General features: G+C 69.4%; 18 protein-coding genes and 1 riboswitch. Of the genes, 8 read left to right on the forward strand and 10 right to left on the reverse strand.

Annotated features, from left to right (window positions below; all coding sequences use genetic code 11):
• The first annotated feature begins 202 nt into the window (after positions 1 to 202).
• From IT072_RS05565 to IT072_RS05575, 3 genes are all read left to right on the forward strand, one after another.
• Positions 203 to 517 (forward strand): WXG100 family type VII secretion target, encoded by a 315-nt coding sequence (locus IT072_RS05565; protein WP_025159493.1) that lies wholly within the window; start codon positions 203 to 205, stop codon positions 515 to 517.
• Between the two features lie 35 nt (positions 518 to 552).
• Positions 553 to 843, forward strand: coding sequence for a WXG100 family type VII secretion target (locus IT072_RS05570; RefSeq protein WP_021765178.1), 291 nt, complete (start codon positions 553 to 555; stop codon positions 841 to 843).
• 86 nt (positions 844 to 929) lie between these two features.
• The gene (locus IT072_RS05575; protein ID WP_223359963.1) at positions 930 to 1,394 is read left to right on the forward strand and encodes a hypothetical protein; all 465 of its coding nucleotides are present in this window, start codon (positions 930 to 932) and stop codon (positions 1,392 to 1,394) included.
• A 78-nt stretch (positions 1,395 to 1,472) separates the two neighbouring features.
• Here IT072_RS05575 and IT072_RS05580 read toward each other — a convergent pair whose 3' ends face one another.
• Complete coding sequence (locus tag IT072_RS05580) at positions 1,473 to 2,873, reverse strand: MFS transporter (protein WP_223359964.1); 1,401 nt, start codon at positions 2,871 to 2,873, stop codon at positions 1,473 to 1,475.
• Between the two features lie 170 nt (positions 2,874 to 3,043).
• Between IT072_RS05580 and IT072_RS05585 the strand changes: the two genes are divergently transcribed.
• Complete coding sequence (locus IT072_RS05585) at positions 3,044 to 3,472, forward strand: DUF2269 family protein (RefSeq protein WP_223359965.1); 429 nt, start codon at positions 3,044 to 3,046, stop codon at positions 3,470 to 3,472.
• Positions 3,473 to 3,495: 23 nt separating this feature from the next.
• Here the strand turns inward: IT072_RS05585 and ribH are convergent, their stop codons facing one another.
• From ribH to IT072_RS05610, 5 genes are all read right to left on the reverse strand, one after another.
• Positions 3,496 to 3,972, reverse strand: a complete 477-nt coding sequence (gene ribH, locus IT072_RS05590; protein ID WP_223359966.1) for a 6,7-dimethyl-8-ribityllumazine synthase — start codon at positions 3,970 to 3,972, stop codon at positions 3,496 to 3,498.
• The gene (gene ribA, locus IT072_RS05595) at positions 3,969 to 5,264 is read right to left on the reverse strand and encodes a GTP cyclohydrolase II (protein ID WP_223359967.1); all 1,296 of its coding nucleotides are present in this window, start codon (positions 5,262 to 5,264) and stop codon (positions 3,969 to 3,971) included. Before ribA ends, ribH begins: the two co-directional genes overlap by 4 nt.
• The gene (locus tag IT072_RS05600) at positions 5,261 to 5,887 is read right to left on the reverse strand and encodes a riboflavin synthase (protein WP_223359968.1); all 627 of its coding nucleotides are present in this window, start codon (positions 5,885 to 5,887) and stop codon (positions 5,261 to 5,263) included. Before IT072_RS05600 ends, ribA begins: the two co-directional genes overlap by 4 nt.
• 1 nt (position 5,888) lies before the next feature.
• Positions 5,889 to 6,968 carry a bifunctional diaminohydroxyphosphoribosylaminopyrimidine deaminase/5-amino-6-(5-phosphoribosylamino)uracil reductase RibD gene (ribD, locus tag IT072_RS05605; protein ID WP_223359969.1) on the reverse strand — a complete coding sequence of 360 codons (1,080 nt, stop codon included), beginning with the start codon at positions 6,966 to 6,968 and terminating at the stop codon, positions 5,889 to 5,891.
• 74 nt (positions 6,969 to 7,042) lie between these two features.
• Positions 7,043 to 7,200, reverse strand: a riboswitch (FMN riboswitch).
• Positions 7,201 to 7,239: 39 nt separating this feature from the next.
• On the reverse strand, positions 7,240 to 8,238 hold the full coding sequence (locus tag IT072_RS05610) for a sugar-binding transcriptional regulator (protein ID WP_223359970.1): 999 nt from the start codon (positions 8,236 to 8,238) through the stop codon (positions 7,240 to 7,242).
• A 123-nt stretch (positions 8,239 to 8,361) separates the two neighbouring features.
• Here IT072_RS05610 and IT072_RS05615 point away from each other — a divergent pair, with 123 nt between their 5' ends.
• The 4 genes from IT072_RS05615 to IT072_RS05630 all read left to right on the forward strand — a co-directional run bounded on the left by IT072_RS05615 (position 8,362) and on the right by IT072_RS05630 (position 14,035).
• The gene (locus IT072_RS05615) at positions 8,362 to 10,101 is read left to right on the forward strand and encodes a glycerol-3-phosphate dehydrogenase/oxidase (protein ID WP_223359971.1); all 1,740 of its coding nucleotides are present in this window, start codon (positions 8,362 to 8,364) and stop codon (positions 10,099 to 10,101) included.
• A 179-nt stretch (positions 10,102 to 10,280) separates the two neighbouring features.
• Positions 10,281 to 11,003, forward strand: a complete 723-nt coding sequence (locus IT072_RS05620) for an MIP/aquaporin family protein (protein WP_374758291.1) — start codon at positions 10,281 to 10,283, stop codon at positions 11,001 to 11,003.
• A gap of 81 nt (positions 11,004 to 11,084) precedes the next feature.
• Entirely contained in the window at positions 11,085 to 12,605 is a 1,521-nt protein-coding gene (gene glpK, locus IT072_RS05625; RefSeq protein WP_223359973.1) for a glycerol kinase GlpK, read from the forward strand.
• Between the two features lie 152 nt (positions 12,606 to 12,757).
• Positions 12,758 to 14,035 (forward strand): LCP family protein, encoded by a 1,278-nt coding sequence (locus IT072_RS05630; protein WP_223359974.1) that lies wholly within the window; start codon positions 12,758 to 12,760, stop codon positions 14,033 to 14,035.
• A gap of 6 nt (positions 14,036 to 14,041) precedes the next feature.
• Here IT072_RS05630 and IT072_RS05635 read toward each other — a convergent pair whose 3' ends face one another.
• The 4 genes from IT072_RS05635 to IT072_RS05650 are packed head-to-tail and all read right to left on the reverse strand — an operon-like array spanning position 14,042 to position 17,246.
• Entirely contained in the window at positions 14,042 to 14,776 is a 735-nt protein-coding gene (locus IT072_RS05635) for an HAD family hydrolase (RefSeq protein ID WP_223359975.1), read from the reverse strand.
• The gene (locus IT072_RS05640) at positions 14,773 to 15,366 is read right to left on the reverse strand and encodes a GNAT family N-acetyltransferase (RefSeq protein WP_223359976.1); all 594 of its coding nucleotides are present in this window, start codon (positions 15,364 to 15,366) and stop codon (positions 14,773 to 14,775) included. The genes IT072_RS05635 and IT072_RS05640 overlap by 4 nt, the downstream gene beginning before the upstream one ends.
• Positions 15,366 to 16,376 carry a tryptophan--tRNA ligase gene (gene trpS / locus IT072_RS05645; protein ID WP_223359977.1) on the reverse strand — a complete coding sequence of 337 codons (1,011 nt, stop codon included), beginning with the start codon at positions 16,374 to 16,376 and terminating at the stop codon, positions 15,366 to 15,368. Before trpS ends, IT072_RS05640 begins: the two co-directional genes overlap by 1 nt.
• Before the next feature lie 33 nt (positions 16,377 to 16,409).
• The gene (locus tag IT072_RS05650) at positions 16,410 to 17,246 is read right to left on the reverse strand and encodes an exodeoxyribonuclease III (RefSeq protein ID WP_223359978.1); all 837 of its coding nucleotides are present in this window, start codon (positions 17,244 to 17,246) and stop codon (positions 16,410 to 16,412) included.
• Between the last annotated feature and the right edge of the window lie 7 nt (positions 17,247 to 17,253).

Consider the following 17,253-nt stretch of genomic DNA (forward strand, 5'->3'; position numbering starts at 1 on the left):
CCACGCCCACCCATCCTACCCAAGCCGACGCGCAGTGGCCCGCGCATGGGTGCTACCACTGATATCCGCGCGGAGAGGTTGCGTCCACCCCCGAACGCCAATACCGTGGCGGATGTCGACATGACCTCAATTGCGCTCTGCATGTCGGTGAGTTGGGGGGTCTTGCCGTGCGAACAAGCGATGGAATCAGGAATGGAGTGTCATGGCTGATGTGATCTCAGCAGAAGAGGGTGCGCTCAAGCGCGGAGCCCAGGCCGTCGGTACCGCGAAGTCGGGCATCGACCAGCAGGTCAAGTTCGTCCGCGGTGAGATCGAGCAGCTCCGCGGATTCTGGACCGGCGAGGCGGCGGGTGCGTTCACCCAGCTCATGTCCCGGTGGGACGAGGAGACGCGCAAGCTGAACGACGTGCTCATCACTCTCGAGGACGCCCTGAGCGGCACCGAGAAGGACCAGGTCCGCACGGAGGAGTCGCACCAGCAGACGATCTCCGGTCTCTCGTCGATGATGGGCTCCTGAGCCGAGAGGCCCAGGCAGCAGGAAAGGTTTTCAACATGCAGTCGATGTCGGTCGACCCCGGACAGCTCACCGCTCTCTCCGGCCAGATCCGTACCGGTGCCAATGGCATCAAGTCCCAGCTCGAGCAGCTCGAGTCCGAGGTCGGGAAGCTCCGAGCCTCCTGGGATGGTCAGGCGCAGACGGCGTACGACGACGCCCAGCGCAAGTGGACGCAGTCCCTCACCGCGCTGAACACGCTGCTCGAGCAGATCTCGAACAAGACGGATGAGATCTCGCAGCACTACGTGTCGTCGGACAAGTCGTCCGCCGGGCGCTTCTCGCTCTGAACGACGCCGCTCGCGGATCGTCCCCGGCCGTGGCCGGGGCCGGTCCGCGAGCGCATGCGCACCCGGTGCCGTAGAAGGGAGAACCCATGGCAGCATCCGGCAAGAAGGTCGGAGTCGACGGCGAGACCGTCCTCGACCACGCCAAGCGGATCGACGCGGCGACGGTGGCGGACGCCGCGAAACTGGTCCAGGAGTACCAGGTCGGCGGATCGAGTGGTGGTACCGCCGAGCCCGCCCTGTCGGGCTTCATCGCCCAGCTCGGCGACACGCTCGACACCATCGCGGCGAACGCCACGAAGCTCAACAAGACCGTCGCGTCGAACACGGACGCGCTGCGCGACGCGGTCAAGACGCTGAACGAGGCGGACGACCAGGCGAAGTCCGACGCGCAGACGCTGCAGGCGCTGATCGACGACCAGCCCCAGCCGAAGGGCAAGGTGCCGCCCGCGCCGGCTCCCGCTGCTCCTGCCGGCCCGGTGGCGCCGACGGGCTCGGGTGCGTCGTCGCCCGGCGACGTGTTCCAGAAGTCGGCGGGCAGCGACCGGCACTGAGGTCGCGCCACTCGTCGCAGACAGGCGGAAGGCCCCGCGGATCATGGATCCGCGGGGCCTTCTCCCTGTGACAGGAGATCAGCTCACGTTCTCGGTGAAGTCGATGTCCTTCGTCTCTTTGGAGAGCAGGAGGGCGCCGAGCGTGAGCAGACCGGCGAGCGACAGGTAGACGCCGACCCACACGGTGGAGCCGCCTCCGACGGTCCACAGCCACACGGCGATCGTGGGCGCGACGGCTGCACCGAGCACGCTCGACAAGTTGTACGCGATCGCGGAGCCGGTGTAGCGCACGTTGGTCGGGAACAGCTCCGGCAGTTCGGCGCCCATCGGGCCGAACGTGAGACCCATCAGGGTGAAGCCGACGATCAGGAGGGCCATCGTGCCGATCGTGCCGCCCGCGAAGAGGGGCACGAACAGCAGCCCGAACACGATGATCCCGATCGTCACCCAGATCAGCGTCCTGCGACGTCCGAACCGCTCGGCCAACGGTCCGGCGACGAGCGTGAACACGCCGAAGAACACGACCCCGATGATGAGCATGATGAGGAAGTCGTTGCGCGTGTATCCCAGGCCGGGGACGAAGGTCGCCGGGTCGAACGCCTTGCCGGCCTTCTCGGCCGCGGCGCGAGCGGCATCGGCGGAGCCTGCGGTGGTTCCGTACGTGAGCGTGAACGCGGTCATCAGGTAGAACAGCACGTAGGTCGCCAGCATGATGAAGGTGCCGAGGACGATCTGCCACCAGCTGGTCCTGAAGACGCGGGCGAGCGGAAGCTTCGCCACCTCACCCTCGTCGACGACCTTCTGGAAGGCCGGCGTCTCCACCAGTTTGAGGCGCACGTAGAGGCCGACGATGACGAGCACGGCGCTGAGCAGGAACGGGACACGCCAGCCCCAGGCGGCGAAGGCGTCCGCGCTCATCGACAGGTTCAGGATGAGGAAGAGCACGTTGGCGACGATGAAGCCGATCGGTGCGCCCAGCTGCGGGAAGGTCCCATAGATCGCACGCTTGCCGGCCGGCGCGTTCTCGGTCGCCAGGAGGGCGGCGCCGCTCCATTCGCCGCCGAGGCCGAGGCCCTGGCAGAACCGCATCACGACCAGCAGGAACGGCGCCCAGAACTCCCAGCCCGGCGTCTGCGCGGTGGGGAGGCAGCCGATGAGCACGGTCGCGATTCCCATGGTGAGGAGCGAGCCGACCAGGGTGCCCTTGCGGCCGATCCGGTCGCCGAAGTGGCCGAACAGGATGGACCCGACGGGGCGCGCGATGAAGGCGACGCCGAAGACGGCGAACGACGACAGCAGCGCGGCGGTCGGGTCCTCACTGGTGAAGAACAGCGACGGGAAGACCAGTACGGCCGCGGTCGCGTAGACGTAGAAGTCGTAGAACTCGATCGAGGTGCCGATGAGGCTGGCGAGGATGACGCGGCCGCGCGTGTTCGCGGGTGCGGGGGAGGGGGAGTTGACGGAGGCCGTCGTAGACATGCGTGGAGTACTTCCGAGACGGGAGGCGAGACCGCGAGGCGTGCCGGCGTCGATCGGGCGTCGGGAGCTGGTGAGGCGGGAGAGGGGAGAGGGAAGCGCTTGTGGCGCATCCTCCAGCTTATGCGCGCCCCGCGGGACGCACGAATCCGGCGCATCGCTAGGCTGGGCGCATGGATACTCTGTTCAACGTCCTGCACGTGGTCTCGGCCGTCTTCATCGTCGGACCGATGGCCATCCTCCCGATGACGGCGATGCGCGCGGTGCGTGCGGGGAACGCCGGGCAGGTCCAGGTACTCGCCAAGTCGACCAACCTCACCGCGCTGCTGTCGCTGCTCGTGATCGTGTTCGGCTTCGGAGCGATGAGTCTGGCCGACAAGAAGTACGATCTCAGCATCGTCACCCCGTGGATCCTGTGGTCGATCATCCTCTATGTGGTGGCTCTCGGCCTCACGCTGTTCCTGGTCGTCCCGACGATGCGGCGCGCCGCCGAAGCCATCGAGGGCGGAACCGTCTCGAAGTACCCGGCCATCGCGGCCGGCTCCGGCGTGGCGACGCTGTTCCTGGTCGCGGTCGTGGTGCTGATGGTCTGGAAGCCGTAGCAGCCAGACCCTCAGCGCCGAGCTCAGCCCCGCAATCCCCGAAGGACGAGCGCGGTGGCGAGTGCCGCGTGCGCCGCCTCCTCGCCCTTGTCCTCCTTGGAGCCGGGGAGGCCGGCGCGGTCGATGCCCTGGGCTTCGTCGTCGAGCGTCAGCACGCCGAACCCGACCGGCTTGCCGGTGTCGAGCGCGACGCGGGTGAGGCCGTCCGTCGCTGCCGCCGAGACGTACTCGAAATGCGGGGTGCCGCCGCGGATGATGACGCCGAGCGCCACGACCGCGTCGGCACCGGACTCGAGCGCCGCCTTGCTGACGACGGGGAGCTCGAAGCTTCCCGGCACACGGACGAGCGACCAGGTCGCCCCCGCGGCGTCGAGGGTGCGCTGGGCGCCCGCGATCAGGCCGTCCGTGATCTGCTCGTGCCAGGTGCCGGCGACGATCACGACGTTCAGGCCGCTTCCGTCGATCCGTCCGGTGGTCTCCGGGGCTCCCGCTCCGCTCATCGTGTGGTCCTCTCCGCTGCGATCGCAGCCGTGTCGTCCATCGGGGTCCGGTCGATGCTCCCGATCGCGTGACCCATGCGGTCCCGCTTGGTCTCCAGATAGCCCTCGTTGAAGGCGCCGACGCCGACGACGAGCGGCACACGCTCGGCGACGTCGATGCCGTGCTCCTCGAGCTGGCGCACCTTCTCCGGGTTGTTGGTCAGCAGGCGCACGGACTCGATGCCGAGGTCCTGCAGGATGGCCGTGGCCGCGCCGTAGTCGCGGGCGTCGATGGGCAGGCCGAGGGCGAGGTTGGCGTCGAGTGTGTCGAGGCCCTCCTCCTGCAGCTTGTAGGCACGCAGCTTGTTGATCAGGCCGATGCCGCGTCCCTCGTGGCCACGCAGGTAGACGACGACCCCGCCGTCGCGCTGGATGGTGTCGAGCGCGGCGTCGAGCTGCGGCCCGCACTCGCATTTCAGCGAGCCGAAGGCCTCGCCGGTCAGGCACTCCGAGTGCACGCGCACCAGGGTGCCCGTGGCGGCGGGGTCGCCGGCGACGATGGCGACATGGTCGGCGCCGGTCATCCGGTCGCGGTACGCGCGCATCGTGAACGGGCCGTGGGTCGTCGGCACGGTGGTCTCGACCTCGAAGATGACGCGGGAGGTCTCGGGCACGGGGGTGACCGATTCCAGCTGCTGGTCGCAGTGGAACTCCTGCAGGTACGCGATCAGCGCCTCGATCGTGATGACGAGCACACCCTCGCGCTCGCCGAGCTCGATGAGGCCGGGCAGGCGCATCATCTCGCCGTCGTCCGCCACGATCTCGGCGATCGCGCCGACCGGCGTCATCCCCGCGAGCTTCAACAGGTCGACCGCCGCCTCGGTGTGGCCGTCGCGCTCGCGTACGCCGCCCTCCACCGCGCGGAGGGGGAGGATGTGGCCGGGCCGGTGCAGGCTGGTGGGCTGCGAGTCCCGATCGGCGAGCACGCGCAGGGTGTGCGCGCGGTCGGCGGCGCTGATGCCGGTGGAGAGGCGGTCCGCGGCGTCGACGCTCACCGTGTAGTTCGTCCCGCGGGCGTCCTCGTTCGTGGCGACCATCACCGGCAGTTCCAGGCGGTCGGCGATCTCGTTCGTCATCGGGGCGCAGATGAAACCGGACGAGTTCTTCACCGTCCACGCGATCCACTCCTGGCTCGCGAGCTCCGCGGCGAGGACGACGTCGCCCTCGTTCTCGCGGCTCTCGTTGTCCACGACGATGACCGGCCGGCCGGCGCGCAGCTCGGCGAGAGCCTCCGGGATCGATGCCAGACTCATGACGCACTCCGTTCGTCGCGCTCGCTCAGGGCGAGCATGCGTTCCACGTGACGGGCGAGGATGTCCGTCTCGATGTTGACGCGATCGCCCGGCACGCGGTCGCCGAGCGTGGTCGCCGACAGCGTCTCCGGGATCAGGGAAACCTCGAACCAGCCGTCCTCGCGTCCGCCGCCGACGGCGCTCACGGTCAGTGAGACGCCGTCAACGGCGATGGAGCCCTTGCGCACCACCAGCGGCGCGTGCTCCGGGTCGAGGCTGAGGCGCACGACGCGCCAGGCGCTCCCGTCGGTGACGGAGAGCACGGTCGCGGTGCCGTCGATGTGGCCCTGCACGATGTGTCCGCCGAGGCGATCGCCGACCTGCGCCGCGCGCTCGAGGTTGACCCGGCGGCCGGGCGCGACGTCGTCGAGAGTGCTCATCGCGAGTGTCTCGGCCATGACGTCGGCGGTGAATGTCTGCGCGTCCTGACCGATCACGGTGAGGCACACCCCGCTCACCGAGATGGAGTCTCCGTGCGCCGCGTCGCTCACGGCGAGCGACCCGCGCACCGTGATCCGCGCCGCGTCGGCGACGCGCTCGACGGCGGTGATCTCGCCGAGCTCTTCGATGATTCCGGTGAACATGTCAGCCTTCCTGGGCGGGGTCGATGGAGCGGGCGGGGTCGATGGAGCGGGCGGGGTCGATGGAGCGGGTGGAGGACGGGATGGGCTCCGCCCGCACGTAGAGGTCGCCGCCGAGCTCTTCGACGCCGAGGATGCGCAGGCGGCGCTGCTCGTCGATGGTGTCGACGCCGATCTCGCCGAGCGCGAGGCGCGGACCGCCGAGGAGGGTCGGAGCGAGGTAGATCGCGTACTCGTCGACCAGGCCTGCGGCGACGAAGGCGCTCGCGAGCGTGGGGCCGCCCTCGACGTACACCCGGCGGAAGCCGCGCTGGTGCAGGTCGGCGATGACGGCGCGGAGGTCGTGGGTGCCCTCGAAGATCACCGGTCGCGGGTGGCGGAAGACGGCGGCGTCGTTCGGGACGGCGCGCGTGCCGACCACGACCGGCGTCGGCTGCTGCGGGAGCAGCTCGCCCGCATCGCCGCGCGCGGTCAGGCTCGGGTCGTCGGCGAGCACGGTGCCGGTGCCGACGACGATCGCGTCCGACGCCTCCCGCTGCTCGTGGACACGCTGGCGCGCGGCCGTGCCGGTGATCCACTTGCTGGTGCCGTCCACCGCTGCGGCGCGGCCGTCGAGACTGCTGGCCCACTTGACCGTGATGTGCGGGCGCCCGAGACGTGCGGCCATCAGCCAGTCGCCGAGGAACGCCTCGATCTCGTCTGCGAGCACACCTCCGGTCACCACGACGCCGGCCTCGCGCAGGCGCTCGGCTCCGCCGCCGGAGCTGCGGCCCGGGTCGTCGACGCCGTAGATCACCTCGGCGACGCCGGCGGCGATGAGGGCCTCGGAGCAGGGCCCCGTGAGGCCCCAGTGGTTGCACGGCTCGAGAGTGACGACGGCCGTGGCTCCACGGGCGCCGCCCTCGGGCAGCTGGGAGAGGGCGTCCACCTCCGCGTGCGCCGTGCCGGCGCCGCGGTGCCAGCCCTGGGCGATCACGCCACCGTCGGGGCCGAGGATGACGCAGCCGACGCGCGGGTTGACGCCGGTCGCCGGGCCGTTGGCCGCCAGCTCGAGCGCGGTGCGCATCGCTGCTTCCCGGGTCATGGGATGGGGGTCCTGTCTTTCGAAGGCGGACGTATCCCGGGGTCGCGCGGGCGGCGGTCGTCGCCGACCACCGCTTCGTGCTGCCTCCCATCCGGACTGAGCGAGCGGGCTCACGCCTGCACGCATTACCGTCGGTACCGGAATTCCACCGGTTCAGCAGGAGGCGTTCGCACGCCGCCCGCTCGCGGACTCTGACCGCCGGTTCGGACTCTCACCGACCCCGGAGCACGTTGTTCTGTTGTCGAGTGTAGTCAACGTCCCCTGGGCCGGACTATTCCCCGCGCGACGTGGTGTCATCGTCGCGGGCCACGAGCGCCCGCGCGGTGCCCTCGTCGACGACGAGGTCGGTGATCAGCCCGGCCGCGAGAGCACCCCGCAGGCTGTGCACCTTCGACGGCCCCGACACGATGCAGACGCGACGCGGCACGCGCTTGATCAGGTCGATGTCCGGACCGCTGGCCCGCTGGTTCAGGGGGATATCGTGGTGGCTGCCGTCTTCGCGGAAGAACACGGTGGCCACGTCGCCGACCACCCCGGACTCGTCGAGCGACGCGTAGTCGGCCTGGTCGAGGTAGCCGCCGGCGTAGACGTGCGAGCGCACCTCCGAGAACGGGGAGCCGAGTCCGAAGAGGGCGACGTCCATCCGCTCCTGGATGTCCAGGATGCGGCGCGTGCTGCGCTCGCGCCACATCGCGACCTTGGTCTGCGGGTCGTCGAAGAGAGCAGGCACCGGGAACTCCTGGATCGTGCCGGAGTAGGTGTCGCCGAAGCGGCGCAGGATCTCGGACGCGTACAGCACACCGGTCGTATAGGTGTTGCCGGCCCCGTTGAGCTGCACGAACTCCACGTTGTGCAGCTCCTTGGGGATGAGGTGGCGGCTGAGCGCGCTCATGGTGGACCCCCACGCGACGCCGACCGTCTGATTCGAGTCGATGAAGCGGTCGAGAATCCGTGCAGCGGAGATGGCGACGCGCTCGAGGCGGTCGACGTCACTGATGGCGCTCGGCATCGGGACGATGTGCGCGGCGATGCCGTACCGGTCGTGGATCTCCTGCTGGATGCGCGTGGCGCGCTCGTGCGGCTGCGCGATCTGGATGGTGACCAGACCGGACGTGCGCGCGTAGCTGAGAAGCCGGGAGACGCTGGAGCGCGACGTGTGCATCTCGTGCGCGATGGCCTCCATCGTGAGGTCCTGCATGTAGTAGAGGTGCCCGGCCTTGAGGGCGTCGCGCACCTTGTCGGGGAGGGTCTCGGTCTCGGGAGAGGTCATCGGGGTCGTCTTCTCGGCTCGGGAGGGGTCTGCACGTATGTGCAACCGGCTTGATCGAAGTTGTCGGGGCACCCAAGACTATAGCTGCCCCCTTCACCGATCGACAGAAGTACAGGAGTTCCCGTGACAGCGACGTCGAGCGTCCGCAGCGAGGTCAAGCGCCTCCAGGACCGTCCCACCGCCCAGGTCGTCATCATCGGCGGCGGCATCAACGGTCTCGGCACCTTCCGGGACCTCGCCCTCCAGGGCATCGACGTCGTCCTCGTCGAGCGCAACGACTTCGTCTCGGGAGCGTCGGCCGCCTCCAGCCACATGATCCACGGCGGGATCCGGTACCTGGAGAACGGCGAGTTCCGGCTCGTCAAGGAGTCGGTCACCGAGCGCAACGGCCTGCTCAAGATTGCGCCCCACTACGTCAAGCCGCTGCAGACGACCATCCCGATCTACTCGACGTTCTCGGGCATCCTCGCCGCTCCGCTCCGATTCCTCACCCACAAGCAGGGCAAGCCGAAGGAGCGCGGCGCGTTCCTCATCAAGACCGGCCTGACCATCTACGACGCCTTCTCGCGCGACGGCGGCAGCGTGCCGCGCCACAAGTTCCACGGTCGCAAGAAGTCCCTCGAGACCCTCCCGGAGCTCAACCCGGGCCTCAAGTACACCGCCACCTACTTCGACGCCTCCGTGCACGACCCCGAGCGTCTGGCGCTCGACGTGCTCGCCGATGGCCTCGCCGCCGGGCCGCACGCCCGCGCGGTCAACTACGTCGAAGCGATCGGCACGAAGGACGGCGGCGTGCTCGTCCGCGACCGCGAGTCCGGCGAGGAGTTCGCCATCACCGCACAGGTCGTCGTGAACGCCTCCGGCCCGTGGACCGACCTGACCAACGCGGCGCTCGGCCAGGGCACGACGTACATGGGCGGGACCAAAGGGTCGCACATCGTGCTGGACAACCCGCGTCTGCTCGAGGCCTGCCAGGGCCGCGAGATGTTCTTCGAGAACAACGACGGCCGCATCGTGCTCATCTACCCGCTCAAGGGCCGCGTGATGGTCGGCACGACGGACATCGACGCGGACATGAACGTGCCGGCCGTCTGCACCGAGGACGAGATCGACTACTTCATCGAGCTGGTCTCGCACGTTTTCCCAGCGATCCCCGTGACCCGCGACCAGATCGTCTACAGCTTCTCGGGCGTCCGTCCGCTCCCGCACCACGACGACACCGCACCGGGGTTCGTCTCGCGCGACTACCGCATCGTTCCCGGCACGCTGGCCGGTCTCGGCGACACCACCGTGCTCAGCCTCGTCGGCGGAAAGTGGACCACCTTCCGCGCGCTCTCCGAGCACCTCGCGAACGAGACCCTGACCGTGCTCGGCGCGACCCGACGGTTCTCCACGCTGGGCCTGCCGATCGGAGGCGGCGCCGGATTCCCGTCGACGCCGCAGGCCGAGCGTGACTGGATCGCCCGCTACGGGGCCGATGTCGGCGCGGATCGCGCCGCCCAGCTGCTGCACCGCTACGGCACCAAGGCGACCTTCGTGATCGACGCGATCGCGGGCGCGGACGGTGACGACGCAGCGCTCGCCGCGGCCCCCGACTACTCGCGCGCGGAGGTCGAATACCTGGTGCGCACCGAGCACGTCGCACACCTGTCCGACGTCTTCCTGCGCCGCACCAGCCTCGCGTTCACCGGCTCCATCAGCGGCGCACTGGTCCGCGAGATCGGCGAAATCACCGCAAACGCGCTCGGATGGTCGCCAAACCGCCGCTCCGAGGAGGAAGATGCGTTCATAGCGGAACTGGCCGCCGCCCACCGGGTGCACCTCGAATCCGGGGACGGGAGCGAAGCCGCGGCGCTCCGATAATGCACGAACGTGCATAGCACGGTCCTTGTTACGGGTGGGTACGGCCAATAGCGTTCAAGTGCCCACCCTGACTTGGATCACACCTCATCGCACAACAGGGTGCGGGTCAACCGAACAACTGGAAGGTCAACGTGGACAATATCGGTGTAGATTTCCTGTCTGAGTTGGTGGGCACGGCAATGCTTGTCCTCCTCGGTACCGGTGTCGTGGCGAACGTCGCACTCATCAAGAACAAGGGCTTCAACGGCGGGTTCCTGATGGTGAACATCGGCTGGGGCATCGCGGTGTTCTCGGGCGTCGTCGTCGCCTACAACTCCGGCGCCCATCTGAACCCGGCTGTGACGCTCGGTCTGGTGGCCAACGGTGCGAAGACGTTCGGCGCAGGCAACGCCACCGTGGACGTGAACTTCGGGACGGTTGCGCTGTTCATCCTCGCCCAGCTGATCGGTGCGATCATCGGCGCGGTGTTCACGTGGCTCGCGTACAAGAAGCACTTCGACGAGGAGCCCGACCCGGCGAACAAGCTCGGCGTGTTCTCGACCGGCCCGGCCATCCGCAGCTACGGCTGGAACCTCGTCACCGAGATCATCGGCACGTTCGTGCTGGTGTTCGTGGTGATCGCGTTCGGCCACCAGCCCGGCCAGGCGGTCGGCCTCGCCGCCCTCGGCGCTCTGCCCGTCGCGCTCCTCGTGATCGGCATCGGCGCGAGCCTCGGTGGTCCGACGGGGTACGCCATCAACCCGGCCCGTGACCTCGGTCCGCGCATCGCCCACGCCATCCTCCCGATCAAGGGCAAGGGCAGCAGCGACTGGTCCTACTCGTGGGTCCCCGTCGTCGGGCCGGTCATCGGCGGTCTGCTCGCCGGCTGGCTCGCACTCGTCCTGCTCCCGATCATCAAGTAGCACTCCGGGGGCCGGCCCGGACTCCGGGTCGGCCCCCTTCTTCGCAGCACCACCCCTCCCCAAAGAACAAAGGAGTTACCTATGGCCGACTACGTCGTCGCTATCGACCAGGGCACGACCAGCACCCGCGCCATCATCTTCGACAAGTCCGGGTCGATCGTCTCGACCGGCCAGCTCGAGCACGAGCAGATCTTCCCGAAGGCGGGATGGGTCGAGCACAACCCGGTCGAGATCTGGAACAACACCCGCGAGGTCATCGGCCAGGCGCTCTCGAAGGCCGACCTGACCCGTCACGACATCGCCGCCGTGGGCATCACCAACCAGCGCGAGACCGCGGTGGTCTGGGACAAGAACACCGGCGAGCCGGTCTACAACGCCATCGTCTGGCAGGACACCCGCACGCAGCCCATCGTCGACCGCCTCGCGGCCGACGGCGGCGTCGAGCGCTTCAAGCCGATCGTCGGCCTCCCGCTGGCGACCTACTTCTCCGGCACCAAGATCGTCTGGATCCTCGAGAACGTGGAGGGCGCCCGCGAGCGCGCCGAGCGCGGCGACCTGCTCTTCGGCACCACCGACACCTGGGTCCTCTGGAACCTGACCGGCGGCGTCGACGGCGGCGTGCACGCGACGGACGTCACCAACGCCTCCCGCACCCTGTTCATGGACCTCGAGACGCTCAGCTGGCGCGACGACATCCTCGAGGCGTTCAACGTGCCCAAGTCGATGCTCCCGGAGATCAAGAGCTCCTCCGAGATCTACGGCACGGTGGAGCCGTCGAGCCTGCTCCGTGAGGTCCCTGTCGCGGGCATCCTCGGCGACCAGCAGGCCGCGACCTTCGGCCAGGCGGCGTTCGATCCGGGCGAGTCGAAGAACACGTACGGCACCGGCAACTTCCTCATCTTCAACACGGGTGAGGAGATCGTCCACTCGAAGAACGGCCTCCTGACGACGCTCGGCTACAAGCTGGGCGACGAGAAGCCGCACTACGCGCTGGAGGGCTCGATCGCGGTCACCGGTTCGCTCGTGCAGTGGCTGCGCGACAACCTGGGGATCATCTCGAGCGCCCCGGAGATCGAGGAGCTCGCCAAGACGGTCGAGGACAACGGCGGCGCGTACTTCGTGCCCGCCTTCTCGGGCCTCTTCGCGCCGTACTGGCGTGCGGACGCGCGGGGAGCCCTCGTCGGCCTGACCCGCTACGTGAACAAGGGCCACATCGCCCGTGCCGCGCTGGAGGCCACCGCCTTCCAGACCCGCGAGGTGCTGGACGCGGTCAACGCCGACTCCGGCGTCGACCTCACGGAGCTGAAGGTCGACGGCGGCATGATCGCCAACAACACCCTCATGCAGTTCCAGGCCGACATCCTCGGTGTCCCGGTCGTCCGCCCGGTGGTCGCCGAGACCACCGCGCTCGGTGCCGCGTACGCCGCGGGCCTCGCGGTCGGGTTCTGGTCCGACCTGGACGACCTGCGCAAGAACTGGCAGGAGGACTCCCGCTGGGAGCCGAAGATGGATGCCGCCGAGCGCGACCGCCAGCTCCGCCTCTGGAAGAAGGCCGTCACCAAGACCTTCGACTGGGTCGACGAGGACGTCCAGAACGCCTGATCGCCCGTGAGCACGAGAGGCGCCGCCCGGCCCGCCGGGCGGCGCTTCCGTGTTCCCGACGGCACCCCGCCTCCGTGGTCACTCAGCCGCGCCTCTCGATTTCCTCATCGGGCCGCAAGCCCGTGCGCAGGTCCGGCGTCTAACGTCCTCGTGTGAGACATTCCTCGACCAACGTCGCCGTGCGGCACGGCCGCCTGCGTGTCCGGTCGGCTCGCGGGCCGATCGTCCGGCTCCTGTCGGCCGTGGTCGCCGTCGCCGTGGTGTCGGTCGGCGCGGTCACCGCCTACGCCGTCAACGACACCATCCACTCGCTGAAGCCGTCCATCCACCTCGTGTCGGCGTCCGGCACGACGATCACACCGCCGACGGTCGGGGCGGAGTCCGGCGCGGTCAACATCCTCCTGGCGGGCACGGACACGCGCACCGGCCAGGGCGGGGCCTTCTCGACCGCCGACGAGCTGGCGGGCAGCTCGGGCGCCGGCAACAACGATGTGACGATGGTGCTCCACCTCTCGGCCGACCACCAGCACGCGACCGTCATCAGCATCCCGCGCGACCTCATGGCGCCGATCCCGTCCTGCCCGACGCCGAACGGGCCCAGCTCGGCGGAATCGAGTGCGCAGTTCAACACCACGCTGTCGATCGGCGGGCTGTCGTGCACCGTGCTCACCGCCGAGGCGCTCACCGGTCTCACCATCCCGTACGCCGCGGAGATCTCCTTCGACGGGGTGATCGCGATGTCCAACGCCGTGGGCGGTGTGACGGTGTGCCTCGCGTCGGCCGTGACGGACCCGTACGTAGGCCTCGACTTGCCGGCGGGGGAGCAGACCTTGGTGGGCGCGCAGGCGCTGGCGTTCGTCCGCAGCAGGCACGGGGTCGGCGACGGCAGCGACCTCGGCCGCATCAGCGACCAGCAGCTGTTCCTGTCCGCCCTCCTGCGTAAGGCGACCAGCGCGGGTGTGCTGAGCAACCCCATCACGCTCTACGGGCTCGCGAAGGCCGCGACCTCGAACATCCAGCTCTCCGACTCGCTCGATTCTCCGACGACGCTCGTGTCGATCGCCCTGGCGCTGAAGAGCGTTCCCCTCTCCGACTTCGTGTTCCTGCAGTACCCGTCCATGACGGACCCGGACAACGACAACCGTGTCGTCCCGGAGCCGACCGGCGTCGCTGCGCTCCAGCAGGCCCTCGCGTCGGACACACCCGTCCAGCTGACGGGGACGACGGGATCCGCGACGGAGGCTGCGCCGGCGACGTCCGCCGCGAGTCCGTCTCCGACGTCCACTCCCGCGGCGACGACCGCTCCGGGAGGTTCCACGGCGGCGCCGACGGACCCGGGCACCCCCGCGCCGACCTCCACGGCCGTCGCACTGCCGTCGAACGTCACGGGTCAGACCGCGGCCGAGCAGACCTGTACGAAGGGCAACTGAGCCGGGTCAGCCGACGAGCACGCCCGCGAGATCGTCGAGTCCGGTGATGCGACGCACACCGAGCGCGTTGGCTTCCGCGGCGTCGTCGGGCGCAGGGGTCTGCCCGCGGCGATCCAGCCACACACCGGTCAGCCCGGCTGCCGCGGCACCGATCGCGTCGGTGCGGAGGCGGTCGCCGACGTAGACGGCGCGCTCGGGCGCGACGCCCGCACGCGCGCAGGCGTGGTGGAAGATCTGCGGGTCCGGCTTGGCCACGCCGACCTCGCCGGAGGCGACCAGCAGCGGGATGCGACGATCGAGTCCGACAGCCTCCACTTTGCGTCGCTGGAAGGCGAGGTCGCCGTTCGTGATGAGGCCGAAGCCCACGCCCGGCAGCTCGGCCTCCAGCACGTCCAGACAGGGCACGGCATCGTCGTGGAGGGTCCATGCCGCGACGTAGTGCTCGAAGTACGCGGCGAACCAGGCACGTGCCTCCCCGGGGCTCAGCGTCACCCCGTGATGGGCGGCGAAGTCGCGCGCCCGGGCCTCCCGCTGGCCCTCGAAGTCGAGGCGCCCGGCGAGATAGGAGTGGTAGTGCTCCTCCTCCAGGTCGTGCCAGAGGCCGCCGAGTGCGGCCGCCTCCAACCGTCCGTACGGTTCGCCCAGCGTGGCGGTGTAGCGAAGGATGCCCGCCTCCACGGCCGCCCGGTGTGCGAAGAGGGTGTCGTCGAGGTCGAACAGGACCAGCTCGGGAGGGTTCACCCCCACGTCTCCGCAGGCCAGCCGTCGGCCGGGGTCCGCGGATCGTCGGCGAGCAGGCCGGCCTGCCAGTCGTCGCGTCGGCGGCCGCGCTGGACGGCTCCCTGTCGGCTGATGCCCTCGAAGACGAAACCGGCTCGACGGGCGACGGCGGCGCTGGCATGGTTGCCGGCGTAGGCGTGCCAGACGACGCGCTCCAGCCCCACCCCGTCGGGCGCCGCGGCGAAGGCGAAGTCGAGGACGAGCCCCACGGCCTCGGTCATGATGCCGTGCCCGCGCGCCGCGGGAGCCAGCCAGAAGCCGATCTCGGCGGCGGCGTCCGCGATCCCGTCGAGCCCGATCATCCCGACGAGCATGCCGTCGACGCGGATGCCCCAGGTGCAGGAACGCCCGGTGATCCAGCCGTCCGCCACCATCCCGGTCACGAACCCGACGGCGTGCTCACGCGTGTACGGTGACGGCACCGTCGTCCATTCGGCGACGGCCGGGTCGACGCACAGCTCGGCGATGCGGTCGACATCGGCCTCCACGGGGGCGGCGAGCACCACCCGCGCGCCCGTGAGAACCACGGGCGCGGCGGGCGGCGGGGTCATCAGCGGACCCGTCGCAGGAAGCCGACGCGGTCGTACACCTTGGCCAGCGTCGCCTCGGCGACCTCGTCGGCGCGTGCGGCGTTGTGGGCGAGGATGCGGTCGAGCTCCGCCGGATCGGACAGCAGCTCGAGCGCACGCTCCCGCACCGGGCCGAGCGTGCCGATCACGACCTCCGCGAGGCCCTTCTTGAAGTCGCCGTAACCCGCGCCCTCGTACTCCAGCTCGATCGACTCGATGGAGCGGCCGCTGAGGGCGCCGTAGATGCTGAGCAGGTTGGAGATGCCCGGCTTGCCCTCGCGGTCGAACGAGACGACGCCGTCGGTGTCGGTCACGGCCCGCATGATCTTCTTGCGGGTGACGTCCGGCTCGTCGAGCAGCCACACGATGCCCGCGCCGGAGTCGGCGGACTTGGACATCTTCGACGACGGGTTCTGCAGGTCATAGATGCGCGCGCTCTCCGAGAGAGTGAGCGTCTGCGGAACGACGAACGTCTCGCCGAAGCGGCTGTTGAACCGTTCGGCGAGGTCGCGCGTCAGCTCGACGTGCTGCCGCTGGTCGTCGCCGACCGGCACCACCTGGGCGTCGTAGAGGAGGATGTCGGCGGCCATCAGCACGGGATACGTGAAGAGGCCGACGGAGGTGGCCTCCGTGCCCTGCTTGGCCGACTTGTCCTTGAACTGCGTCATGCGCGCCGCCTCGCCGTAGCCGGTGAGGGTGGCGAGCACCCACTGCAGCTGCGCGTGGGCGGCGACGTGCGACTGCACGTAGAGGGTGGAGGCGGAGGGGTCGATGCCCGCGGCGATGTACTGCGCCGCGGTGCGGCGCGTCTTCTCGCGGAGCTCGGCCGGATCTTGCGCGACCGTGATCGCGTGCATGTCGACGACCGAGAAGAACGCGTCGTGCGTGCTCTGCAGGTCTTTCCACTGCAGGAGCGCGCCGATGTAGTTGCCGAGGTGCAGGGAGTCCGCTGAGGGCTGCATGCCCGAGTAGAGACGGGGGAGAGAGGTCATGTCCGTGCTTTCGAATCGATGGATGCGGATGCTTCAGATGGCGTAGTCGACGACCACAGGCGTGTGGTCCGACCATCGCTCGTCGTAGGCGGCCGCACGGTCCACCGCGTAGTCCTTCACCCGCGCCGCGAGGGCAGGGGTGGCCAGCTGGTAGTCGATCCGCCAGCCGGTGTCATTGTCGAACGCCTGTCCGCGCCACGACCACCAGGTGTAGGGGCCGTCCACGTCGCCGGCGGCCTTGCGCCCGACGTCGACCCAGCCGAGGCCGGCGCCATCGTTGTATCCCGGCTCACCTTCGGCGCCGACGAAGCGGTCGAAGTACGCGCGCTCCTCGGGGAGGAAGCCGGCGCGCTTGACGTTGCCCTTCCAGTTCTTGATGTCGAGGGTGCGGTGGCCGACGTTGAGGTCGCCCACCACAACGGCGAGCTCGTTGTGCTTCTGCAGCTCGGGGAGACGCTTCTCCATCGCGTCGAGGAAGGTGTACTTGGCGACCTGCTTGTCGGTGCCGGCCTCGCCCGAGTGAACGTAGGCGCTGACCACGGTGACGACCGTGCCGTTCACCTCGTAGTCGGCCTCCAGCCAGCGGCCCGCGCTGTCGAAGTCGGCCGATCCGAGCTCCACGCGGTGGATGGCGGCGCGGTGCCGGCTCGCGATCGCCACGCCCGCGCGACCCTTCGCCGTGGCGGGGTCGTGGACGATGTCCCAGTCGGAGCCGAGCAGCTGCTCGAGGTCTTCCGTGGAGGCGCGGACCTCCTGGATGGCGAGGATGTCGACGTCGCGCGTGTCGAGCCAGCCGCCCATGCCCTTGCGGAACGCGGCGCGCACGCCGTTCGTGTTGATCGTCGCGATTCGCAGCGGTTTCGTGGGCATGGATCCA

Origin of the sequence: Leifsonia sp. ZF2019 (assembly GCF_019924635.1) — a bacterium.
Taxonomy (GTDB): Bacteria; Actinomycetota; Actinomycetes; order Actinomycetales; family Microbacteriaceae; genus Leifsonia.

What these genes read in the sequence shown, in the direction of transcription:
- IT072_RS05565 (WP_025159493.1), top strand. Translation starts at nt 203, where the DNA reads ATGGCTGATGTGATCTCAGCAGAAGAGGGTGCGCTCAAGCGCGGAGCC.
- IT072_RS05570 (WP_021765178.1), top strand. Translation starts at nt 553, where the DNA reads ATGCAGTCGATGTCGGTCGACCCCGGACAGCTCACCGCTCTCTCCGGC.
- IT072_RS05575 (WP_223359963.1), top strand. Translation starts at nt 930, where the DNA reads ATGGCAGCATCCGGCAAGAAGGTCGGAGTCGACGGCGAGACCGTCCTC.
- IT072_RS05580 (WP_223359964.1), bottom strand. Translation starts at nt 2,873, where the DNA reads ATGTCTACGACGGCCTCCGTCAACTCCCCCTCCCCCGCACCCGCGAAC.
- IT072_RS05585 (WP_223359965.1), top strand. Translation starts at nt 3,044, where the DNA reads ATGGATACTCTGTTCAACGTCCTGCACGTGGTCTCGGCCGTCTTCATC.
- ribH (WP_223359966.1), bottom strand. Translation starts at nt 3,972, where the DNA reads ATGAGCGGAGCGGGAGCCCCGGAGACCACCGGACGGATCGACGGAAGC.
- ribA (WP_223359967.1), bottom strand. Translation starts at nt 5,264, where the DNA reads ATGAGTCTGGCATCGATCCCGGAGGCTCTCGCCGAGCTGCGCGCCGGC.
- IT072_RS05600 (WP_223359968.1), bottom strand. Translation starts at nt 5,887, where the DNA reads ATGTTCACCGGAATCATCGAAGAGCTCGGCGAGATCACCGCCGTCGAG.
- ribD (WP_223359969.1), bottom strand. Translation starts at nt 6,968, where the DNA reads ATGACCCGGGAAGCAGCGATGCGCACCGCGCTCGAGCTGGCGGCCAAC.
- IT072_RS05610 (WP_223359970.1), bottom strand. Translation starts at nt 8,238, where the DNA reads ATGACCTCTCCCGAGACCGAGACCCTCCCCGACAAGGTGCGCGACGCC.
- IT072_RS05620 (WP_374758291.1), top strand. Translation starts at nt 10,281, where the DNA reads ATGCTTGTCCTCCTCGGTACCGGTGTCGTGGCGAACGTCGCACTCATC.
- glpK (WP_223359973.1), top strand. Translation starts at nt 11,085, where the DNA reads ATGGCCGACTACGTCGTCGCTATCGACCAGGGCACGACCAGCACCCGC.
- IT072_RS05640 (WP_223359976.1), bottom strand. Translation starts at nt 15,366, where the DNA reads ATGACCCCGCCGCCCGCCGCGCCCGTGGTTCTCACGGGCGCGCGGGTG.
- trpS (WP_223359977.1), bottom strand. Translation starts at nt 16,376, where the DNA reads ATGACCTCTCTCCCCCGTCTCTACTCGGGCATGCAGCCCTCAGCGGAC.
- IT072_RS05650 (WP_223359978.1), bottom strand. Translation starts at nt 17,246, where the DNA reads ATGCCCACGAAACCGCTGCGAATCGCGACGATCAACACGAACGGCGTG.